The sequence below is a fragment of the Paraburkholderia dipogonis genome, from assembly GCF_046027395.1.
Lineage (GTDB): Bacteria > Pseudomonadota > Gammaproteobacteria > Burkholderiales > Burkholderiaceae > Paraburkholderia > Paraburkholderia dipogonis_A.
In genome coordinates, this window is sequence record NZ_JAQQEG010000058.1 from 24,389 (window position 1) to 45,506 (window position 21,118).

Annotated in this window: 16 protein-coding genes, 1 tRNA gene and 5 pseudogenes; 16 read left to right on the plus strand and 6 right to left on the minus strand. The window is 62.4% G+C overall.

Annotated elements, in window-relative coordinates:
* The first annotated feature begins 16 nt into the window (after positions 1-16).
* The 5 genes and pseudogenes from PQR32_RS38055 to PQR32_RS38075 all read left to right on the plus strand — a co-directional run.
* Positions 17-112: transfer RNA gene (locus PQR32_RS38055), tRNA-Sec, on the plus strand.
* A gap of 170 nt (positions 113-282) precedes the next feature.
* Positions 283-1,536 (plus strand): annotated as a pseudogene (locus tag PQR32_RS38060) (tyrosine-type recombinase/integrase).
* Positions 1,526-2,299, plus strand: coding sequence for a LysR substrate-binding domain-containing protein (locus PQR32_RS38065; protein WP_408239789.1), 774 nt, complete (start codon positions 1,526-1,528; stop codon positions 2,297-2,299). The pseudogene PQR32_RS38060 and the gene PQR32_RS38065 overlap by 11 nt, the downstream one beginning before the upstream one ends.
* A gap of 247 nt (positions 2,300-2,546) precedes the next feature.
* Positions 2,547-2,849: a hypothetical protein gene (locus PQR32_RS38070; protein ID WP_408239792.1), complete on the plus strand. Its 303-nt coding sequence runs from the start codon at positions 2,547-2,549 to the stop codon at positions 2,847-2,849.
* Positions 2,850-2,864: 15 nt separating this feature from the next.
* Positions 2,865-3,122, plus strand: a pseudogene (locus tag PQR32_RS38075) (c-type cytochrome); the annotation flags it as partial.
* A 45-nt stretch (positions 3,123-3,167) separates the two neighbouring features.
* Here the strand turns inward: PQR32_RS38075 and PQR32_RS38080 are convergent.
* From PQR32_RS38080 to PQR32_RS38090, 3 genes are all read right to left on the minus strand, one after another.
* The gene (locus tag PQR32_RS38080) at positions 3,168-4,229 is read right to left on the minus strand and encodes an alpha/beta hydrolase (RefSeq protein WP_408239795.1); all 1,062 of its coding nucleotides are present in this window, start codon (positions 4,227-4,229) and stop codon (positions 3,168-3,170) included.
* A 98-nt stretch (positions 4,230-4,327) separates the two neighbouring features.
* Positions 4,328-5,779, minus strand: a complete 1,452-nt coding sequence (locus tag PQR32_RS38085) for an NAD-dependent succinate-semialdehyde dehydrogenase (protein ID WP_408239798.1) — start codon at positions 5,777-5,779, stop codon at positions 4,328-4,330.
* A 1-nt stretch (position 5,780) separates the two neighbouring features.
* Entirely contained in the window at positions 5,781-6,581 is an 801-nt protein-coding gene (locus PQR32_RS38090) for an SDR family NAD(P)-dependent oxidoreductase (RefSeq protein ID WP_408239801.1), read from the minus strand.
* 121 nt (positions 6,582-6,702) lie between these two features.
* Here PQR32_RS38090 and PQR32_RS38095 point away from each other — a divergent pair, with 121 nt between their 5' ends.
* On the plus strand, positions 6,703-7,488 hold the full coding sequence (locus tag PQR32_RS38095) for an IclR family transcriptional regulator (protein ID WP_408239804.1): 786 nt from the start codon (positions 6,703-6,705) through the stop codon (positions 7,486-7,488).
* Positions 7,489-7,532: 44 nt separating this feature from the next.
* Here PQR32_RS38095 and dgcA read toward each other — a convergent pair whose 3' ends face one another.
* The gene (gene dgcA, locus PQR32_RS38100; RefSeq protein ID WP_408239807.1) at positions 7,533-8,522 is read right to left on the minus strand and encodes an N-acetyl-D-Glu racemase DgcA; all 990 of its coding nucleotides are present in this window, start codon (positions 8,520-8,522) and stop codon (positions 7,533-7,535) included.
* 54 nt (positions 8,523-8,576) lie between these two features.
* On the opposite strand from dgcA, the gene PQR32_RS38105 reads away from it, so the two are divergent.
* The 10 genes and pseudogenes from PQR32_RS38105 to PQR32_RS38150 all read left to right on the plus strand — a co-directional run.
* Positions 8,577-9,515, plus strand: coding sequence for a CoA transferase subunit A (locus tag PQR32_RS38105; protein WP_408239810.1), 939 nt, complete (start codon positions 8,577-8,579; stop codon positions 9,513-9,515).
* On the plus strand, positions 9,512-10,279 hold the full coding sequence (locus PQR32_RS38110; RefSeq protein ID WP_408239813.1) for a CoA-transferase subunit beta: 768 nt from the start codon (positions 9,512-9,514) through the stop codon (positions 10,277-10,279). The genes PQR32_RS38105 and PQR32_RS38110 overlap by 4 nt, the downstream gene beginning before the upstream one ends.
* A gap of 48 nt (positions 10,280-10,327) precedes the next feature.
* Positions 10,328-11,593, plus strand: a complete 1,266-nt coding sequence (locus tag PQR32_RS38115) for a CaiB/BaiF CoA transferase family protein (protein WP_408239816.1) — start codon at positions 10,328-10,330, stop codon at positions 11,591-11,593.
* 84 nt (positions 11,594-11,677) lie between these two features.
* Entirely contained in the window at positions 11,678-13,015 is a 1,338-nt protein-coding gene (locus PQR32_RS38120) for an MFS transporter (RefSeq protein WP_408239819.1), read from the plus strand.
* Between the two features lie 112 nt (positions 13,016-13,127).
* Positions 13,128-14,357 carry a CaiB/BaiF CoA transferase family protein gene (locus tag PQR32_RS38125; protein WP_408239822.1) on the plus strand — a complete coding sequence of 410 codons (1,230 nt, stop codon included), beginning with the start codon at positions 13,128-13,130 and terminating at the stop codon, positions 14,355-14,357.
* Positions 14,358-14,368: 11 nt separating this feature from the next.
* Positions 14,369-15,148, plus strand: a complete 780-nt coding sequence (locus PQR32_RS38130; protein WP_408239824.1) for an enoyl-CoA hydratase-related protein — start codon at positions 14,369-14,371, stop codon at positions 15,146-15,148.
* Between the two features lie 11 nt (positions 15,149-15,159).
* On the plus strand, positions 15,160-15,930 hold the full coding sequence (locus PQR32_RS38135) for an enoyl-CoA hydratase/isomerase family protein (protein WP_408239826.1): 771 nt from the start codon (positions 15,160-15,162) through the stop codon (positions 15,928-15,930).
* Positions 15,931-15,969: 39 nt separating this feature from the next.
* The gene (locus tag PQR32_RS38140; protein ID WP_408239829.1) at positions 15,970-16,845 is read left to right on the plus strand and encodes a 3-hydroxyacyl-CoA dehydrogenase family protein; all 876 of its coding nucleotides are present in this window, start codon (positions 15,970-15,972) and stop codon (positions 16,843-16,845) included.
* A gap of 1 nt (position 16,846) precedes the next feature.
* A complete protein-coding gene (locus tag PQR32_RS38145; protein ID WP_408239832.1) occupies positions 16,847-17,548 on the plus strand; it encodes a 3-hydroxyacyl-CoA dehydrogenase family protein in 702 nt (233 codons plus the stop codon).
* Positions 17,549-17,566: 18 nt separating this feature from the next.
* A pseudogene (locus PQR32_RS38150) lies at positions 17,567-18,561 on the plus strand (3-hydroxyacyl-CoA dehydrogenase NAD-binding domain-containing protein); the annotation flags it as partial.
* Between the two features lie 2 nt (positions 18,562-18,563).
* On the opposite strand, the pseudogene PQR32_RS38155 reads toward PQR32_RS38150, so the two are convergent.
* Both PQR32_RS38155 and PQR32_RS38160 read right to left on the minus strand, forming a co-directional pair.
* Positions 18,564-19,322 (minus strand): annotated as a pseudogene (locus tag PQR32_RS38155) (ParB/RepB/Spo0J family partition protein); the annotation flags it as partial.
* Positions 19,323-19,452: 130 nt separating this feature from the next.
* Positions 19,453-20,285 (minus strand): annotated as a pseudogene (locus PQR32_RS38160) (DUF932 domain-containing protein).
* Between the last annotated feature and the right edge of the window lie 833 nt (positions 20,286-21,118).

A 21,118-nucleotide genomic window follows, 5' to 3' on the forward strand; every position in this document is an offset into this window, starting at 1 on the left:
TAGTTCAATCACCGTAGGAAGGCATTCGTGTCCGGTGGCGCGGCTGGGCTTCAAACCCAGTTGAGGGCGTCAGACGCTCTCAGGTCGGTTCGACTCCGGCTGCCTTCCGCCAGACATGGCTTCCGGGCAATTCCAATAACTTCCGAAAACGTCCTCTAGATCGCTGATTTCAAAGCGGTTTATGGGTAACGACGTGCTTGCGGCTTCCACTACTGTCCCGCACAATTTCCGCACGAAGTATGGGCAGCGACATGGGTTTTGTGGGTAGGAAGGGAGGGCAATATGGCAGGACGACAGTTGCACCGGCTCAGCGCGCTGCGGGTCGCCAAAGAGGTAGTGCCAGGCCATTACGCCGACGGCGGTGGCCTCTATATGCAGATCGCCGACAGTGGCGCTCGCTCATGGGTATTTCGCTTCAAGCTTGACGGGCGCGTGCGGGAGATGGGCCTCGGTCCGCTTTCGCGAGTCTCGCTTGGCGAGGCGCGGAAACTGGCCACCGGGTACCGTGACATGGTCAGAGACCTGATTGATCCCATCCTCGCGCGGCGTGAGCAGCAGCGTAGACAGTTGCTCGATATCTCTTCGGATACCAACGTAACTTTCCGTGAAGCAGCCGAAGCGTTTATCCGCGTACAGGAACCTCAGTGGCGCAATCGCAAGCATGTCCAGCAGTGGGGCAACACGCTTAGGACGTACGCATATCCGGTGATCGGCGAAGTCCGGGTGCGCGACATCGATACTGCGATGATCGTGCGGATTCTCCAGCCGTTCTGGACGAAAAAGGCGGAGATCGCGCGTCGCGTGCGCGGCCGCATCAAGGCCATCCTCGATGCCGAGACTGTGCTGGGCCATCGCACCGGCAGCAACCCGGCACGGTACGTTGACCATCTGCAACTCGTCTTACCGCGGTCGAAGAAGCGGTCGCAAGCGAGACACCATCCGGCGTTGCCCTGGGAAGATATCCCGGGTTTCGTGCGCGAACTGGAGCAACGTCCCCGGCGCGCGGCACGGATCCTCCACCTGCTTATCCTCACGGCAACCCGCACGAACGAGGTGCGCTTTGCGCGGCCAGAGGAATTCGACTTGGACAACCGTGTGTGGTCAATTCCCGGCGACCGCACGAAAAGTGGTCGGCCGCTTCGCGTGCCGCTTTGTGAGCGAGCTCTCGAAATCGTGTGTAGTGCGCTTCCCAAGGCGAAATACGGGTACCTGTTTCCCGGCTGCATGGAAGGGCACCCATTGTCGAACATGGCGATGCTGATTCTGCTGAGACGCATGTCGCGGCATGGGATCACCGTGCATGGTTTCCGGTCAACGTTCCGAGACTGAATAGCCGAATGCACAGAATATCCGGATTCGCTAGCGGAAGAAGCGCTGGCTCACATCATCACTTCGCAGACGGTAGCGGCCTACCGGCGTCGCGACCAGTTGGAGCGACGGCGCGTGATGATGGAAGACTGGGGTGTGTACTGTGCCAGTCAGCAAATGCATACGGCGTCAGTGACATCGGCCGTGCCGCAGCCGTTTGCCGCGTAAGCTGATACCGCCGTTGCTGAAGGGCCGGACAACGCGCAGTGTCAGCCTCACCGAGGCGGGCCACGCGTTTCTCACCCGGATCCAGCCGTTGCTTGAGCAACTGGATCTCGCCTTCAGCGAAATTGGCCGCGCACCGAGCGATACGGCGGCCACGCTGCGGCTGAACGTGCCGCCCTCGGCGATCTCGCTGGTTATCACCCCCATCCTGAAGGAGTTCCTTAGGGCCTACCCCGATATCAACGTCGACGTCATGGCTGAAAACAGTCTCGTCGATATCGCCAGCAAGGGCTATGACGCGGGCATTCGATACGACAACGTGCTCACGCAGGACATGGTGGCGATACCGCTCGTGACGAACATGCGGTTCTGCATTGTGGCGGCGCCTGCGTATCTCGAAGGCAAAGCCATTCCCGAGCATCCGAGAGATCTGCTCGCACACGAGTGCACCAACTACCGGAGCGCCGACACGAACGCGCTCTATCGCTGGGAATTCCAGAAGGGCGACGAGAGGATTCGCATCGCCGTCGCAGGACGCATCGCGACCAACGACAACGACCTGCTTTTGCAGTCCGCGTTCGACGGCTTCGGCTTTAGTTACCTTCAATACCGCGCGGCGGAGCCGCATATCCGCGCCGGCCGGTTGGTGAGCGCGCTTGACGACTGGGTTCCGAGGGCAGCGCTCTACCTCTACTACTACAATCCTGGCGGCATGCCGCGCAAGCTGCGTGCTTTCATCGACTTCGCACGCGCCCGCCTGAAATAACGCGCGGGCCGGTTTCTCTGTTTCCCTCCACGCAATCTCTTCGCAACCGACGTCCGATTGTTCGGTGCATCGGCGCGCGCACGTTCGCGCAGAGAGCAAGTTGGCAATGGGCTGGGTAATCGACCGGTCAACGGGGCTCGCAAGAATGAAACGGTAATCTCGTCATCCGGATGGTACGTCGCGCGTCGTGCTGGGCCGACGTGCCCACGCGAAGCGCACTCGGACTCGCCGCCATTGATTGTCCGGGTTGAAAAAGGCGCTTTCCATCAAGCGAATTGAAATGACTTTGAAACTACGTTCACCTTTCCATCCGCTACTGGTGGCCGCGCTCGCGCTTGCGATTGCGGGAATCGCGGTGGTTGCCGGCGCATTCATTTTCATCTATTCGGGTATTTACGATGTCTCTGCTGTATCGGGGCACAATCCTGTCGTTGCCTGGGCGTTGCACAAGACGTACGAGCAATCGCTGCATCGTCACGCTCGCGGTATCGAGGTGCCGGCCGACTTGATGAACAGGGTCAATGTCGAGGCAGGCGCGCGAATCTATTAATCGACCTGCGCGCAATGTCATGGCGCGCCGGGCGTCCCACTGAGCCAAGGCATCCTGCCGATCGCACCGGCGCTGCTGTGCGCGAATCGGCGCAACAATCCGCAACTGATGTACTGGGTGATCAAGAATGGCGTCAAGATGACCGCCGTGCCCGCATTAGGCAAGACGCAGGACGATCAGACGATCTGGCAGCTCGCCGCGTTTCTCTACAAGGCGCGCAACATCAATGCGTACGACTACGCGGCGCTCACGTCCCCGAGCACCGGAAATTGACGTGCCGCCAGGAAGCCCGGCTGCGGCGGCGGTGTGGCAAAACGTTCAGTTATGCATAGCGGATGCAGCCGTTGCGCTTGCGGTGTTCGCGTCGCCCAGCTGCGATATGTGCGCCTGGATGAAGCCGGCGGCATCCTTAAGCGCATGGCGCGCTTCGGGAATGAGGCCTGGAAACAGCTGCCACTGGTGCACCATGCCGGGCCATACCTCGACCGAAACGGCGACGTCGTCCAGCGCGGCGATGCGCGCGGTGCGCAGACTGTCGTCGAGCAGGATCTCGCGCGAGCCGACCTGCAACAGCAGCGGCGGCAGGCCGTGCAGATCGGCGAATAGCGGCGATGCGTCCGGGCTGCGCGGATCGCCGCCGTGCATATAGATGCGCGTCACGTCGATGAGGCCGTCGCGGGTCAGCACCGGATCGCGCTTCGCGTTCTCAAGCGTCGAGTTGCCTGATGCGCTCAGGTCCATGATCGGGCTCATCGCAACCATCGACGATGGCAGCGGCAGATGCGCCGCGCGCAGCCGCAAGGCCAGTTCTAGCATGAGGTTACCGCCGGCCGACTCACCGGCAAGGGCGATCCGCGAAGGGGCGTAGCCCTGCTTGAGCAGCCATGCGTAGCTCGTGAAGGCATCGTCGATCTGCGCGGGATAGACTGCTTCGGGCATGCGCCGGTAATCGATCAGCAGTACGTCGGCGCCAGCATCTTTCGCGAGCGTGGCGGCAAGCACGCGGTGGCTATCGCTGGAGCCGCTGTAGAAGCCGCCGCCGTGCAGATAGAGAATCACGCCGCGCTCACGCGCGACGGGTGAGCCTGATGCGCCGTCCCGATCGGGCGAGATCCATTTGCCGGGCACGCCGTCCGCGTCGATTTCGCGTACCGTCACGCCGTCCGGCAGCGGGAACCTCGCCATCAATTTCTCGAACGCCGCGCGGCGATCGAGAAAGCCATGTGTGCCGGCGAGCGAGTCCTGGCGCATGGCGACGACGTTGGCGACGGCGGCGATATCCGCGCTGCTGGGCGCTGTCGTGTATTGCGCGTGCGCGTCATTCCAGACGCAGGCGAAAAAGGCTGTGGCCAGCAGCGCGGAAGCCAGTGGTGATTTCATGATGCGCATTGGAAGCGAGTTGTACAGGATGCAGGGTGGGTCGAACTGCGGCGCGGTCAGGCGCCGCGGTGTTTTGGAGAAGAAAGGCGGGCACGCGATCAGCGCGTGGCGATAGTCACCAGTTCGGGCTGCAGATAGCCGCGCATGGCTTCGAGGCCGCCGTCCGATCCATAGCCGCTGTCCTTCACGCCGCCGAACGGCGTTTCGGCATACGCGATCGCGGTATGGTTGATGCCAAGCATGCCGGTTTGCACGCCCGCGGTGATCTTCGCGATGTCGTTCGCCGAGTCGCTGAATGCGTAGGCGGCGAGGCCGAAGGGCAGACGGTTGGCTTCTTCGAGCGCCTGGTCCAGCGCGCTGTAGCGCGTCAGTATTGCAATGGGGCCGAAGGGTTCTTCGTTCATCAGCGCGCTTTCGAGGCCGGGCTCCGCGATTACCGTCGGCTCGAAAAAGTGGCCCCGCCCGTCGATCGCGTTTCCGCCCGCGAGCACCTTGCCACCGTGTTGCCTCGCGTCCTCGACGAGCCGCTTCATCGCCGCGAGCCTGCGCTCGTTGTTAAGCGGACCCATCTTCGTCGCGGGATCCAGGCCATCGCCGACAACCACGCTGCGCACATTGTCGAGAAACTCCGCCGTGAAGCGCTCGTAGATGGAATCGGCAATCAGAATGCGCGTCGGCGAAATGCAGACCTGTCCGCAGTTCGCATACTTGGCCTGCACGATTGTCTTCGCCGCCATCGGCAGATCGGCGGTCGGCGTGACGATCACGGGCGCGTGGCCGCCCAGCTCCATTGTGGCGCGCTTCATATGCTGACCTGCAAGCGACGCCAGATGTTTGCCGACGGGCACCGAGCCGGTAAAGGAGATCTTCCTGATCGCCGGATGCGGCACGAGGTACGACGAAATTTCGCCGGGTGCGCCGAACACCATATTCACCACGCCCGGCGGCACGCCTGCGTCGGCAAAGCATCGCACAAGCCCGGACGTGCAGACAGGCGCTTCCTCGGGCGGCTTGATGATGACGGTGCAACCGGCGGCCAGTGCCGCAGAGATTTTGCGGGCCACCTGAGTCAGCGGAAAATTCCACGGCGCGAACGATGCCACGGGACCGACAGGCACCTGGATGACGTGCTGCTGAATAAGGGGATGCCTGCTGGGAACGATGCGGCCATAGGTTCGCCGACCTTCCTCGGCGAACCAGTCGATGATCTGCGCAGCGAGCTCGGCTTCGAGCCGCGATTCGGAGAGCGGCTTGCCCTGTTCGACGGTCATCGCGCGGCTGATGTCCTCGGCACGGTCGCGAAAGAGCGCTGCGGCGCGCCGCAGAATATTCGAGCGTTCGAGTGGCGGTGTGCGGCTCCACGTCGTGAATGCGCGCGAGGCCGCGCGGACCGCACGCTCCAGATCGGTCTCGGTGGCGACAGCGACGCGCCCGATGACGTCCAGGGTCGCCGGATTGCGGTTATCAAGCCATTTGTCGCCGGCGCCGTTCGTCCATGCGCCATCGATGAAGAGATCGACATCGCGCGTCGTATGAGATGGCAGCGTCATGTCACGCCTCCGCGAATTGCAGGGCGCTCACGTGCGCCGGGCTATTGGGGCTGGCGGTGAGGCCGCCGTCCACGACGAACTCCGCACCGGTGACGTGGCCTGCTTCGTCGGAGGCGAGGAACAGCACCGTGTTGGCGACGTCCTCTGGCTCGGCAATGCGGCCGAGCGGGCTGACCATCCTGCCGAGGTCGTCTACCGTAGCTCCCGCTTTCTGCGCGCCATATTCGGCGATGGCCGTACGCACGAAACCCGGAAACACCGCGTTGACCCGCACCTGGTCATAGGCATATTCGATTGCGACCGTCCTGCTCATGATCCGCACCGCCGCTTTGCTGGCGGCATATGCCGTGCGTCCGGCGATGCCGGTGAGCGCGTTGGTCGAAGACATGTTGACGATCGCCCCGCCATGCGCTTTAGCCATGAGTGGCGCGAACGCTCGCATGCCCAGAAAGACGCCCTTGGCGTTCACGTTCATCATGCGATCCCATTCCTCGACGGTCGTCTGGGCGAGAGGGCGGATGAGATATACTCCGGCGTTATTTACCAGTATGTCCGGTGTCCTGTACTGGTCGACCGTCCACGCTGCCACTTCACGCCACTGTTCTTCGGAAGTGGTATCGAGCGTCCTGAACGCGCCTGTGCCTTCCTTGCTCCTGATTTCCTCAATGACGCCTGCGCCGCCATCCGCATTCAGGTCGGTCGCGATCACGGTCGCGCCCTCGGCGGCCAGCCGCAGGCTGATGGCACGGCCAATTCCCGACGCCGCTCCGGTCACCACTGCTACCTTGTTACTCAAACGCATGAGACTCTCCTGATCGTCCGCTTCCCGAGTGAGAAAATTCATTATATGGATAACAATACCATAAAATGGTGGATGCGTAGATTGAGACGCGACTTGCTATCGAAGATGGAGGAACACACACGTGCCTAAACTCGCAACCGGTCAGACGTTGCGGTCCGCCGAGCGTATGCTCGACCTCCTCAAGGTCTTTTCGACCGATGAACCCGCGCTGACGATGTCGGAGCTCACCACGCGGCTCGATCTGGCGCCCAGCACCGTGCGCCGCATCCTGGAAGCGCTGGAGAGCAAGGGGTTCGTGAGGCAGGATCCGCGGACCGGAAAGTATTCCCCCTTCGTCGAGATCGTCCGGCTGGCGGCTGTGGCAGTGCAGGGCAACGACCTCATATCGGCCGCGAGCCAGCCGCTTGACGATTTGCGGGACAAGACGGGCGAGAACGTCCAACTGACCGTACTCATCGAAAACGACGTCGTGTTCGTCGATCGCCGCGTGACGAATCAGACGATCAAGATCTTTAGCCCGATCGGCTACCGTCGGCCACCCTGGGATGGGCGCGCTTCAGGACAGGTCCTGCTCGCATGGCTGCCCGAGAATCAGGTCGAGGGCATGCTGCCGACGGCGTCGCAGTGGCGTCCGGGGCACGTCGCGGGGCTCGCTAGCTCGAAGGCGTTCCTGAAGCTGCTGGTGGACGTGCGCGAAAAGGGCTACGCGATCAACGACGAGTTCACGGAGCGGGACGTGTGGGCGGTCGCGGCGCCCATCCGCGATCACACGCGGCAGGTCATCGCCGCGGTGAGCATTCCGGTGCTGAAGTCGCGCGCGAGTGATCCGAAGCGCGTCGACGAGCTTGTCGACGCCGTGGTCGGGGCGGGCCGGGAAATCTCCCACCGGCTGAGCTATTTCGAGTAAGCGCCTGTGCCGCCAGCGGGAGATGGAGTGCTTCCGGGCGCGGTCTAGATCGACCAGACGTTCCCGTCGGGATAGAGCATGGCGCCTTCATAACGCAGTGCCGGATCGTGGTCTCGTGCGAGCAGCAGCGGCCCGTCGAGATGCACGGCGTCCGCCGCCTGCGCGAGCACGATTCCGGGCGCCATCGACAGCGAGGAGGCGACCATGCACCCGACCATGACTTTCATGCCGGCCGCGCGCGCCGCGTCGGCCAGTGCGAGACCTTCGGTCAATCCGCCCGTCTTGTCGAGCTTGATGTTGGCGAATGCATACTTCCTCCGGATGTCGTCCACCGACCGCAGATCGCGGCACGACTCGTCGGCCGCGAGCGGAACCGGGCTCGCATAGCCCAGCAGAGCCTCGTCGGCGCCTGCCGGCAGCGGCTGCTCCAGCAACTCCACGCCTAGCCTCGCGAATTCCGGCAGGAAGGTGTCCAACTGCCCGGGCCGCCACGACTCATTCGCGTCCGCCATCAGCCGCGCTCGCGGCGCCGCCTCGCGCACCGCGAGCACGCGCTCGAGGTCTCCGTCGCCACCGAGCTTCAGCTTCAGCAGCGGGTAATGCGCGAATTCGCGCGCTTTCTCGGCCATCTCCCGCGGTTCCCCGAGGCTCAGCGTAAATGCGGTAAGCACCGGCCGGAGCGGCGCGGCGAGTCCAGCTGACGCCGCTACAGTGTGGCCGCTCAGGCGGCTGCGCAAGTCCCACAGTGCGCAGTCGATGGCGTTGCGCGCCGAGCCGGGCGGCAATAGCTGCTGTAACGCCAGCAGGTCGATCCCTTGCTCGATCTCCGGCCGCGCCGATTCGATCTGCGCGCCGACGCTCTCGATACTCTCGCCGTAACGGCCATAGGGCACGCACTCCCCGCTGCCCACGGCATTGCCCTCCCTGATGCTGACGACGATCGACTCGGCGACCGTCTTCGAGCCGCGGCTAATACGGAATACACCGCGAATCGGCAGGGTGCAGTGCTGCTGTTCCATCGTCCTGCGCTTCATCTCACTCTCCCTCGTTCAGAAAATAGTTTGACACAGCCCAGATTGAACCATATTATGGATTCACAAAACATATTATGGTTTGATCTTATGAATATCGATTCGATAGTGCATGCAGACGAGCCGACCCGGAGGAGCAAACTGACCAGCCTCGCCGACGCCATGATGAGCGTGAAGGCAGGGCAGTTCGTCGCTCTCGGGGGCTTGTGGTTTCACAACAATCCATGCGCGGCGGTGAGAGAGCTTGCGCGGCGCAAAATTCGCGATCTGCATATCGTCGCCGCGCCGCCGTCGAGCTATGCGGTCGATCTGCTCATCGGCGCAGGTTGCGTGTCGCACGCGACCGTGGGGCATGTTTCCTTCGAGCATCTCGGTTTCGCGCCGAATTTCCGGCGCGCGGCGCAGGAGGGCGCTGTGCGCATCGTCGATGCCGACGAGGCCACCATCCTCGGCGGTCTCATGGCGACCGTCGAGCATCTCGACTCGCATCCGGTGACGTCCGTGAAGGGCACTGATATCTGCAGGTCGTCCGCCGCGCCGCGCAATCGGGACGGTGTCGTGGCGCCGCTCGCGATGCGCCCGGACGTGTGCATTCTGCACGCGCAGGAAGCGGATAGGTACGGCAACGTGAGAAGCCTGGGCACGCCGTTTTGCGACCCGCTCTTTGCGAAGGCGTCGAAGTACGTGATCGTCACCGTCGACCGGATCGTAGACAACGATTCGATTCGTGCGCAGCCGCATCGCACCACAATTCCCGGTTATCTCGTCGACGCCGTCGTCGAGGCACCGTTTGGCGCGCATCCGTGCTCCAGTCACGGCGTCCACGTGCACGACGAAGCGCATATCCGGTCGTACATCAAGGCGGGCGCGAACGCCGACACGTGGAATCGCGATTATCTTGCTCCGTACGTCGAAGCACCCGCGTCGCTCGAAGGCTACGTTGACCGCGTGGGTGGCGCAACGCGGATTCTTGCGCTTTCGGAGGTGGTGCGATGAATAGCTACAGCAACGACGAGTTGATGACGGTCCTGCTGGCCCGCGAGTTGAGAAACGAAGATCTCGCCGTTACAGGGGCCAGCTCGCTGGTGCCGGTCGCCGCTTGTCTGCTCGCGCAAATAATGCACGCGCCCGACCTGACGCTCATCACGCCGGCGGGCGTCGTCAATCCGGCGCCACCGAGACTGTATCGATCCGCATCGGATGGACGGTGGGTGGAAGGCGCCGAAGCGGTTGGGACTGCATATGACCTCTTCGAAATGTCGGAAAACGGCAGGCTCGACGTGATGTTTTATGGCGGTGTCCAGATCGACCAGCGAGGCAACATCAATCTGACCGGCACGGGTTATGGCACAGACGGACGTCCCCAGTTTCGCGGGCCGGGCCTGGCGAATACATCGTTTGCCGTCGTATCGAAGCGCATCCTGCTCTTCAGCGCGGCACATACGCCGCGGACGTTCGTGGAGAAAGTGGAATTCCTCACGGCGGCCGGACATCTGAACGGTCCCGGCGACCGGGAAAGGCACGGCATAACGACCGAAGGGCCGGTCGTGTGCGTCACGCCGCTCGTAACCTTCGAATTCGACACGGAGAAGTGCATGCAGGTCCGCTCGATCCATCCGGGCGTCGATCCCGATGACGTCGTCAGGAACACAGGCTTTCCATTGCGTCTGGCGTCATGGCCTCACACGGACGCGCCCACATCAGAGGAACTGTCGCTGCTGCGCAGATTCGTCGATCCCAGCGGAGAACTGTCGGCCTGAGCACGGCTGCCGGATCTGGATAAAGCACGAAACACTCGGTAAAACACCATGAATCAGAAAACTTGCTTGAAGGGATTGCGCGTGATCGATTTCACGCGCGTGGTGGCAGGTCCGTACTCGACGTCGATACTCGGCGATCTGGGTGCGGACGTGATCAAGATCGAACGGCCCGGAACCGGCGACGACAGCCGCGGCTGGGGACCGCCGTTCGTCGGCGAAGTCAGCTCCTATTTCCTGGGGCTCAACCGGAATCGCCGCAGCGTCGCTATCGATCTGCAAACCGTGGAAGGCATGGAGATCGCCAAACGGCTGGTCGCCGACGCGGACGTGATCGTCGAGAGTTTCCGACCTGGCGTGATGGATCGCCTCGGCCTCGGTTACGAAGAACTGAAAAAGACAAATCCCGGCCTGATCTACTGCGCGATTTCCGCGTTCGGACAGAGCGGGCCGTACCAGGAGCGGCCCGGCTATGATTTGATGATTTCCGCGCTTGGCGGATTGATGGGCGTGACCGGCAACGCGGACGGAGAGCCGGTCAAAACCGGCGTGGCTCTGATCGACGTGTCGACCGGGCTGCATGCCGCCATCGGCGTGCTGGCCGCGCTTCATCACCGCACCGTGACGGGCGAAGGGCAGCGCGTCGATGCGTCCTTGCTGAGCACCGAGCTGGCCATACTGATCAATGTCGCAAGCGAATATCTCATCGGTGGGAGCATCGCGAAGCCGCAGGGCTCGGGGCACGCGAACGTGGCACCGTATCAGGCGTTTCCGACCGAAGATGGCTGGGTGCTGATGGGCTCGCCCAACGACAAGCTGTTCCGGAAAACGTGCGACGCACTGGGCAAGCCGGAATGGAAGGACGATCCGCGCTTCCTCACGAACGGCGACCGGGTGGTGCACAAGCCGGAACTCGTCGGGATGATCAGCGCCATCACGCGCACCCAGAAGACGAACTACTGGGTGGACCTCCTGTCGGCGACGGGCGCGCCGGTCGCGCCGATCAACAAGATGGATGCCGTTTTCGAGGATCCGCAGGTCAGGCATCTGGATCAGGTTGCCTATGTCGAGCATCCGCTGTACGGCCGGTATCCCGTGGTGACGTCCGGCCTCCGGTTTTCCGCGACGCCGCCGGTCGTCGGTCCAGCCGCCCCGAGGCTCGGCGAACATACCTTCGATGTTCTCGAAGGCGAGCTGGGCATGAGCGCACGTGAAATTGAGCAGTTGATCGAAAGCGGCGTCGTGGAGTACAGACCTGCCGCGGGCAACGAAGTCGCAGCAATGGAATCGGCCGCCCCTTCGACGGGACTGGCTTGACCGATCATGGCGCACATGATGCCTGGTGCGCCCGATAAGAATACTGGCAACGGTGTTGTCATGCGAGGACGGTGGAGACAAGACATGAGTACTTTGAACGATTCGATTCATACGAGAGCGGAGCGCGAGGTCGAGGAGAGCCTCGCGCACGATCCGGCGCGCCGGCGCCGCATTGTCATCGGCGCGGGCATCGGCACCGCGATCGAGTATTACGATTTCACGATCTACGCCTTTCTCGCGACGACCATCGCGCAGGTCTTCTTTCCGAAGTCCGATCCGACTGCGGGCCTGCTCTCAACGTTCGCCATTTTTGCGGCGTCGTTCTTTCTGCGACCGTTCGGTGGCATCGTCATCGGCCACCTCGCGGACAGGCTGGGTCGGCGCAAGGCGCTAACGCTGTCGGTCGCGGGCATGGTCGCCGCGAGCGTTCTCATCGGTTTCATTCCGTCATACGAAGCGCTCGGCGTGGCGGCGCCCGTGGTACTCGTGCTTTTGCGTTGCATTCAGGCGTTTTCCGCAGGCGGTGAATTGGGCACGGCTGCCTCCTATGTGGCGGAGCAATCGCCGATCAACCGGCGCGGCTACCTCACCGGCTTCGTCAATCTGGGAACGGTCTCGGGCACGCTGCTCGCGTCGTTCACCGTGGCGCTAACGCGGGCTCTCGTTGTGGACGCGGATTTCGCAACGTGGGGCTGGCGCATTCCTTTTCTCGTTTCGCTGCCGCTCGGTCTCATCGCATTGTTCGTGCGCCTGCGCATGGAGGAGTCGGTCGCGTTCGAGGAAATCGCCAAGGAAAAGGAAATCAAGCGGGCGCCTGCGCTCGGCGTGCTCAAGGCGAGGCCCACCGCCGTTCTCGTGGTGATCGCCCTGGCTTTGACGTCGAACGCGAGTTACTGGACCGTGTTCACCTATCTGAGCACGCTGCTTCAGACCCAACACGTGGTGGATGCGAAAACAGCGGCATGGGCGACCACGGCGACGCTCGTGCTCGCGGCCGTGTCGATGCCGTTCTGGTCGCGTCTTTCCGACCGCTTCGGCCGCAAGAAGATCATGGTTCTGCTTAACGGGCTGTTCGTTGTGAGCGCGTATCCGCTCTTCACTCTCGCCACGCATGGCGCGGTCGTGGGCATCGCCGTGCAGCTCGTCCTCGGACAGATCACCGCGTGCTATCTGGCGAATCTGCTTGCGACGCTCGCGGAAACACTGCCTGCTTCGATGCGTGTCAGCGGCTTTGCGCTCGGCTACAACATCGCTTCGATTCTCGCCGGTGGCTCGGCGGGCTATATCGCGACCTGGCTCGTGGTCAGCACCGGAAACCCGGCATCACCCGCGTTCTTTGTGATGAGCGCGACGGGCATCGCGTTCGTCGCCTCCGTCCTGATGCGCGAGACCGCGAATCGTCCGTTGCTTCTGGACGTCTGACGCCGGCCGCGAGCGCGGCAGTAGCAGCAGCCGTCACAACAACGCAGGAAACGGCGGGTTCGATTAGTTTATATCAATCCGTTCGCAACACATTTAATTAAGACAACTGATTATGAAGCCATTCGATTCGCTCCCCGTACAACGCGATGGAGGGGGTTTGCGCATGCTGGAGGGCATTCGCGTACTAGATCTGACGACCTCCATCGCCGGCCCCTACGCGACCCAATTGCTCGCGGACATGGGCGCGGAAGTGCTGAAGATCGAGAAGCCCGGCGCGGGAGACGACACGCGGGCCTGGGGGCCGCCGTTTCTGGGCACGCAGTCGCTCTGGTTCCTGAGCGTCAACCGGAACAAAGAAAGCATGACCCTCGATATTCGCCAGCCGCAGGGACGGAATATCGTCGATCGGCTCGTCGAGGAGAGCGACGTCATCGTGCTCAACATGGTCCCGGGCGTGCAGGCGAAGCTGGGACTCGATGAAACGAGGCTGCGAGCGATCAACGAGCGCCTGATCCACGTTTCGCTGACGGGCTTCGGCCTCACGGGCACGCGCGCGGATTCGCCCTGCTACGACCTCATTGCGGAAGGCTATTCGAGCGTGATGGATCTGACCGGCGAGCCCGATAGCGGTCCGCAAAAAGTCGGCACGCCTGCGGCGGACCTGCTCGCGGGGCAGGACGTCGCGCTCGCGACCCTGGCGGCGATCATCGAACGGCAGCGTACCGGTACCGGCAAGGCGATCGACGTTTCGATGGTGGAAAGCATGGTCCGCTTCATGTCGCCGCGCATCGTGCCCTGGCTCGGGAGCGGTGAAGCGGTGACGCGATCGGGCGGGCGCGATTCCGTCATCGCAGTCTACCAGGTGTTCGACACCGGGGACGAGCCGATCACGCTCGGTCTCGGCAACGATGCGATCTGGCAGCGCTTCTGGCAAGCGGTCGGCCATCCCGCGTACGGCCAGCAAGCGCGTTTCGCCACGAACGCGGCACGCAGGGAGCGCCGCGAAGAAATCGTTACCGAAGTCAGCCGCATTCTGCTGGCGCGTCCCCGCTCGCACTGGCTTGCGCTTTTCGAATCACACAGGATTCCCTCCGGACCGATCAACCGTGTCGAACAGCTCGTCGCCGATGAAGTGCTGCGCGAAAAGAGCATGTTTTACGCAGTTGAGGGTGCGGACGGGCTCGTTCCCCAGGTGGGTCTGGGCATTCGCTTCGACGGCATCAGCAACGTTCACAGACGAGCGCCGCCCGAACTCGGTCGCGACACTCAAAGCGTGTTGCGGCAGCGTCTCGGGCTGGCCGAAGAGGAAGTTGCTCGTCTCGTCGCGGCAAAGATCATTTGATGGAGGTTTCCATGGCTTACGAAGAGATTCTGTATGAAGAAGATGGCCCGATCGGGACCATCACGCTCAATCGCCCGGACGACGGCAACATGTTCACCGAGCGTATGTGTCATGAGATCCGCGATTGCATCAACGACATTCGCCGCGAGACGCGCACGCGCGTCATCGTGCTCACCGGGGCGGGCGAGAAGTTCTTCTGCACGGGCGGTCGCAAGGACGGCATGCAGGACTCGAAGCTCTATGCGGGCGTGCTGCCTGTGCTCGAAATGTACGAAAGCATCGACCGTCTGCAGAAGCCGGTGATCGCGTCGGTCAATGGCTTCGCGGTCGGCGGGGGCAACGTGCTGCAAGTCGTTTGCGATCTCACGATCGCAAAGGAAAGCGCGATCTTCCGCCAGGTGGGGCCGATGGTCGGTAGCTTCGACGCCGGGTACGGCACGTGGTACCTCGAAGATCTCGTGGGCAAGAAACGCGCGAAGGAAATCTGGTATCGCAACCAGAAGATCTCAGCGCGTGAAGCGCTCGAAATGGGTCTCATCAACAAGGTGGTGCCGGATGGCGAATTGAAGAGCGCGACGCAGGAATATGCGCTTGAAATCGCCGAGCGCGGCGCATTCGCGCTTGCCTCGATCAAAGGCGCTTTCAATGCGCGGCATGGTGGCGTCGCGGGTCTTTCGCGAGTGACGCACGATCTGCTGCTGCGTGCCTACATGGGCAGCGAAGAACAGGATGAACTCGCGCAGTCGTTCGCCGAGCGTCGTTCCCCCGACGCGGGCCGATTCGGTCATTGAAGGGGCGAGGCATGAGCGTCGAACTTTCATTCCGTGAGGACATCGCATTCCTCACACTGAATCGCCCGGAAGCGCTCAACGCGCTCAGCTTTGGCGTTCTGCGTGAAATATCCAGCGCGATCGACGAAGTCAAGGCGTCCGGCGCTTCCGCGCTGGTCGTTTCGGGACATGGGGACAAGGCGTTTTGTGCGGGCGCGGATATCAAGGAGTTAACTGCGCGCTGTCTGGTGGAGCAACGACAGGGAGCGAGCTTCGGGCAGTCTGTGTTTTGCAAGCTCGATGAGCTGTCGATCCCGTCGATTGCCGTCCTCAAGGGTTATGCATTTGGCGGCGGCCTCGAGCTTGCGCTGGCGTGCACCTTCCGCGTGGCGACGCCATCCGCGAAGATGGGCCTGCCGGAAATCAAGCTCGGTTTGATTCCGGGCTACGGCGGGACGCAACGCCTGCCGCGCATCGTCGGTCCTGCGCGTGCGCTGGAACTCATCATGTCGGGCAAAACGATCGATGCTGAGGAAGCCGCGCGGATCGGCCTCGTCAGCCGCGTGGTGGATGAGGGCGATCCCCATCAGATTGGCGAAGCGTTCAGCCGCCAGTTCACGGGACACAGCAAGATCGCCTTGATGCTGGCGAAGCAGGCCGTCCAAAGGGCATTCGATTCCGCGCTCGAAGAGGGGCTGCGTATCGAAGCGGACCTCTCGACGTTGGCGTACCAGACCAACGACGCCGACGAAGGCATGCGTGCGTTCATCGAAAAGCGCAAGCCGGCATTCAGGAATTGGTGAACCCGGCAAATGCATGCAAACAACCTAGGTGGAGTAGACGTGACAAAAGTGAATACGGTAACAGTCGCGGGTAGCGGCACGATGGGCACCGGAATTGCCATCGTGGCGGCAAGGGCGGGATTTCGCACGATCGTGTTCGATACGCGCCAGGATGCGCTCGATCGCGCCCGGCGGCAAACCGAAGCATTTCTGAATAAATCTGTGGCGCGCGGCAAGCTCAGCGCCGAAGAGGTCGAATCGATTCTCGCGCGATGGTCGTCCACCACGCGTCTGGAAGACCTCGCGTCGAGCGACGTGATCATCGAGGCGGTGTTCGAGGATTTGTGTGTCAAGCACGAGCTTTTTTCCGCGCTCGACGCGATCTGCAAGCCCGAGACGATTTTCGCCTCGAATACCTCAACGATTTCCATTACCGAAATCGCAGGCGGCTCGGGCCGGCCCGATCGCTTCGTCGGCATGCATTTCTGCCTGCCCGCGCAATTGATGAAACTGGTCGAAATGTCGCCCGGCCTTGCGACGAGTGACGACACCTGGCAGCGCGCGTGGGACTTCACCGAGCAACTCGGCCAGAAGCCGGTCAAAACAAAGGATACGCCGGGATTCATCCTCAACTATTTTCTGATTCCCTATAACAACGACGCGATCCGTCTCGTGGAAGCGGGCGTTGCGGAACCGGCGGAAATCGACAAGGCCATCAAGACGGCGCTGGGCTATCCGATGGGGCCGCTCGAATTGCTCGATCTGATTGGCATGGATACCCAGCGTCTGCTGTGCGAGGCAATGCACGGCTTGACGAACGAGGATCGGGCCGCGTGCCCGCCGCTCGTGAAGCGCATGATCGCGGCGGGCTGGCTCGGCAAAAAAACGGGCCGTGGATTCCACCAGCACACCGACACGAAGATGTTTGGAGCCTGAGATGAGTTATTGCATCAAATGGGCCGGCGCGAGCCGGTCGTTTCCCGAGCGCCATGCGTTCCTCGACAACGCGTCAGCCGAAGGCGATTGCCAGGTCTATCTAGGCGCGTGCGCAGGCAAGGAGTACGTCGACAATCGTGCCAACCTTTGCGCAGACGCGATTGTCGCGATCGAACTGAAGGACGAGTGTCTTGGCGTTTATACGGATGAAGCCGAAGCGTTGCTCGACACGCAACGCGGATCGAAGCGGGTGTTCGGCTTCGCGCGCTTTCGGCTCGGTAAGGCAGCGCCCACGCAATTGATCGAGCTCGTCGTGCCGCGCGAGCATGACGAGGCGGCACTGCAGGTGCTCAAGGCGCTCTTCGAGAATGCAGGCTTTGTCGTGGCCATCTGCAACGACTTTCCGGGCCGCATTGTCAATCGCCTGATTCGCCCTTATTACAACGCCGTGCTGCGCCGCTATGACGAGAAGCTCGCCACCGCCGAGGATCTCGATACGACACTGAAAATGGGACTGGGCTACCCGGAAGGCCCGCTTGCGCTGCTCGATCGAACTGGTCTCGCGGAACACGCGGAAACGTCGCAGGCGCTCTATGAAGCGCTGGGCGATCCGTCGTTCGTACCAGCGCGGCTTGCCGCGAATGCGCGGCTCGCCGCGAGGGCGGGCAAGCCTGCGCCGCTATGCGTTGCACGACAAAATTAGAAACCCGAACCATACCTGATGAAAGATTTCATGACGCACGCGCTCGGCATTGTCGGATCCGGCGCGATGGGACGTGGCATCGCGCAAATCTCCGCGCTGGCCGGCATTGACGTGCATCTCTACGACATCAGTCGCGATGCGGTCGACGCGGCGCGCGGACATTTGAGCGACACGCTCACGATGCTTGCCGGAAAAGGCCGCATCACCACCACTGCGGCGGCCGAAGCCGTCGCGAGAATCATACCCGCGGACTCACTCGAGGCACTGAAAGGCTGCGATGTCATCGTCGAGGCTATCGCGGAGAATCTGGAAGCGAAGCGGGCGCTCTTCAAGCAGCTCGATGCAATGGTGCGCGACACGTGCATTCTTGCGTCTAACACGTCGTCGCTCTCCATCACCGCGATCGCCGCTGCGTGCTCGAAGCCCGAGCGCGTCGCCGGGTTTCATTTCTTCAACCCGGTGCCGTTGATGAAGGTCATCGAGGTTATCGATGGTCTACGTGGCGCGCCTTCGACGGGTGACCGACTGGTTCAGCTCGCGCATCGGCTGGGTCATACACCGGTGCGCGCGAAAGACATGCCTGGCTTTATCGTCAATCACGCCGGACGCGCGATGAATACGGAAGGGCTGCGCATCGTCGGGAAGGCATTGCGGACTTTGCCGATATCGATCGCATCATGCGGGAGCAGGCCGGATTCAGGCTCGGACCGTTCGAGCTCATGGATCTCACGTCGCTCGACGTCTCGCATCCCGTCATGGAGTCGATCTATCAGCAATTCTATGAAGAGCCGCGATTCCGGCCTTCGCCTTTGACGGCGATTCGTCTTAGCGGCGGGCTGCTCGGGAAAAAGACCGGTGAGGGCTTTTACAAGTACGTGGGTGGCAAGCCGGTACCGCAGCCAGAAGCCGGAATCGCGGCGGACCTTCCAGAGCGGGTCTGGGTGAGTTCCCGCGATGCGGTCGCGCGCAGCCAGATAGCCGGTTTGATTTCGGCGGCCGGAATCACGATGGAGAAAGCTGCTTCATAGACGGTCAGGCCGGTGAAACGCACAAGGCGACTGCGGCCCGCGTCGATCTCGGCGCGTGTGATCGCCTGCCGCAGGTAGTTGGGTTGGCGTTGCCACTCGTTCGCATCGAACCAGATGTGTTCCTGCGTCTCGTGGTCGTCTGCGAGGGCGAGTGCGGCAAGCTGGTCGAGCGTGATCGCGTCCTCACGCAGCAGCTCAAGCAGCCTGCCTGATACGTTGGCGAGCTTCATGCGTCGTTTGACCGTGATCGGTGTGGCAGAAAACAGCGCGGCGATGTAATCGATGCCGCGGCCTTCCTCGGCGAGCAACCGGTACGACCGCAGCACGTCGAACGGATCAAGTCCTTCGCGCTCGCTGTTCTCGATCAGCGAAATGGCGAGGGCTTCGCCTTCGCTGACGATCCGCACGGGCACCGGATAGTCGGCGGCGATGTTTTTCTGTCCGAATAGCAGGTCGAGCGCGGCCTCGCGACGCTGGCCCGCGCAAACGCCGTATTTGCGCTGTTTGCCGCGCGTCCCCTTGATCTCGTGGACGGCGAGGTTTTGCAGCAGCCCCTTTGTGCGGATGCTGACGGCCAGGGCTGGAATACCCGTGAGCGTTGCCGTGCGGGCATTGAGCGGCGAGGGGCTCAGGCTGGAATACGGAACGGTAACGACCGGTTGCTCGTTACCGAAGCTGGTCTCAAGCACCGGCGCGGATTCGGTGGCGTCCGCCGTGGTGGTGGTTTCAACTTCATGGGATTGCATGATTGACGCCAGAAAATGGGAAGGGAAGTTCCGGGTCGGGGTGCTGCCGGAAACCATCAGGAATCGACCCGGATAGGAGTCTTGATGGAAAAATATGAAACAGGGCAGCGGGTTGCCACCCCTGCTGTGCTTATGCCTTCATCCGGCACATCGCGTCAGCGAGCATCCAGAGGGCACGGTTGAGCTTCACGTTCTGGTCGATGCCGGTGATCGACCGTGTGGACATCGAGCGGCCCGTGCGCGAGCGTCCATGCAGGCCACCCTTTGTGAGGTTTCCTGCACGCGGTTGAAGACCGTCCACAGGTCATCGTGACGATCCTCGAAGCGGCGCGGGGCGAGTAACTGGCTTTCGGTGATCGGGGCGGGGGTCTCGGCGTCGGTCGGGTCGTCGCGCAATGCGAGCGCGGAGCGGGCGAACGCATGCTGTTCGTCGCGGTCGAGTGTGACGTCGCGCATGCCGTCCTTCTGCTCGCTGATCAGGTCGAAGCCGTCGAACACGTCGAACGCGCCATTGATGACGTTCTGAACGATGTTGCCCTTGTGCGGCACACGGATATCGGCGACGTTGTCGCCTGCGACCATGGCGTTCTGGCAGACAAAGCGCAGCATGCCTGCGAGCATCTGGTAGCTGCTCGTGCCGTCGTGCGAGTTCAGCAGCACGATTTCGTTGGCTTCGTCTCCGTCAATCTGGTCGGCGTGACGAAGGCGGAGCATGTGCTTTGTGTATTCGCGCTTACCCTGATCGCGCACGCGCGTTTGGCACACCATGAACGGTTCGAAACCTTCATTTCGCAGGCCGCGCAGCACGTCGATGGTGGGAATGTAGGTGTAGCGCTCGGAGCGGCTGTCGTGCTTGCCTTCGGCAAAGATCGACGGGGCCACGTCATGGATCTGATGGTCGGACAGCGGCACATTGGAACGGAGCACCGGCGAGTTAGGACGGAAAGAGGAGGCGAGTTGCATGGCAATCTCCAAAGCACAAAAGGTTGAGGGCCTGAACCGGGCGAGGGGATGTGCGCTGCCGTTTTGGCTGGACACTTCCCGGTGGAACCCGGGGTTGGCTTTGCTGCCGCCAGGCTCCCGGGTTTCCGCCCGTGCGACTCAGGCAGCCGATAGCGGGCGGGCGTCAAGGAAAAAGGCGAGGGAGGGGTGCGGGCAACACGGTCCCCTCGCCCCTTGATGCCCGCCCGCTATCGGCTACGGTTGCGGGTCAAGGGCGGGAAGCTGGGAGCCCGTGCATGCCATGCATCGGGTTGACCGGGTAGGGATGCCGCGCGGCAGGCGCGGCTGCGTGGTTGTGCCCGGCCACGCTCGAGTAGAAGGTGGCGGGGTTGACGGCTGCGCCAGGGATTGATGCCCGACAGGGGCGAGACGCGAACGCGGCTCGACGCATAGCGCGAAAGCCCGATCCCGGCGCGTGAGCGTCGGGGGGCGTCTTATCGGTATGGGTGGTTATTCGTCAACATTGATCGCCGACTGGGGCCCTGGTTTTTTGTTGGCCGCGCCGGGCAGCACGCGGTCACAGCCCGGCGATCACATGCGTCGTCGGTCCGACATTCAGGTGTCGGGTCCGCTCCGTAATCGACCTCCGATTGTCAAAGACGAACGCTCCTTCATCGGCCATGCCTGACACTCAGGTACCGCCATCGATGCGGCAGCTTCAGGTCGCTTTCCCGACATTCGCGTCTCGGCAGCCGCGAATGTCAGCAATCACTTCAAGCGGATGCGTGCTTGTGTTAAGCGTTGTTCGACGCCTGCCCATGTCTGCCGGCGCGTGAGCACACGACGACGCATGG

Bases quoted from the DNA above. Each gene is read 5' to 3' on its own strand.
- PQR32_RS38145 (WP_408239832.1), top strand. From the start codon at position 16,847: ATGAGTTATTGCATCAAATGGGCCGGCGCGAGCCGGTCGTTTCCCGAG.
- PQR32_RS38105 (WP_408239810.1), top strand. From the start codon at position 8,577: ATGGATTCACAAAACATATTATGGTTTGATCTTATGAATATCGATTCG.
- PQR32_RS38130 (WP_408239824.1), top strand. From the start codon at position 14,369: ATGGCTTACGAAGAGATTCTGTATGAAGAAGATGGCCCGATCGGGACC.
- PQR32_RS38085 (WP_408239798.1), bottom strand. From the start codon at position 5,779: ATGACGCTGCCATCTCATACGACGCGCGATGTCGATCTCTTCATCGAT.
- dgcA (WP_408239807.1), bottom strand. From the start codon at position 8,522: ATGAAGCGCAGGACGATGGAACAGCAGCACTGCACCCTGCCGATTCGC.
- PQR32_RS38125 (WP_408239822.1), top strand. From the start codon at position 13,128: ATGAAGCCATTCGATTCGCTCCCCGTACAACGCGATGGAGGGGGTTTG.
- PQR32_RS38120 (WP_408239819.1), top strand. From the start codon at position 11,678: ATGAGTACTTTGAACGATTCGATTCATACGAGAGCGGAGCGCGAGGTC.
- PQR32_RS38080 (WP_408239795.1), bottom strand. From the start codon at position 4,229: ATGAAATCACCACTGGCTTCCGCGCTGCTGGCCACAGCCTTTTTCGCC.
- PQR32_RS38110 (WP_408239813.1), top strand. From the start codon at position 9,512: ATGAATAGCTACAGCAACGACGAGTTGATGACGGTCCTGCTGGCCCGC.
- PQR32_RS38090 (WP_408239801.1), bottom strand. From the start codon at position 6,581: ATGCGTTTGAGTAACAAGGTAGCAGTGGTGACCGGAGCGGCGTCGGGA.
- PQR32_RS38115 (WP_408239816.1), top strand. From the start codon at position 10,328: ATGAATCAGAAAACTTGCTTGAAGGGATTGCGCGTGATCGATTTCACG.
- PQR32_RS38135 (WP_408239826.1), top strand. From the start codon at position 15,160: ATGAGCGTCGAACTTTCATTCCGTGAGGACATCGCATTCCTCACACTG.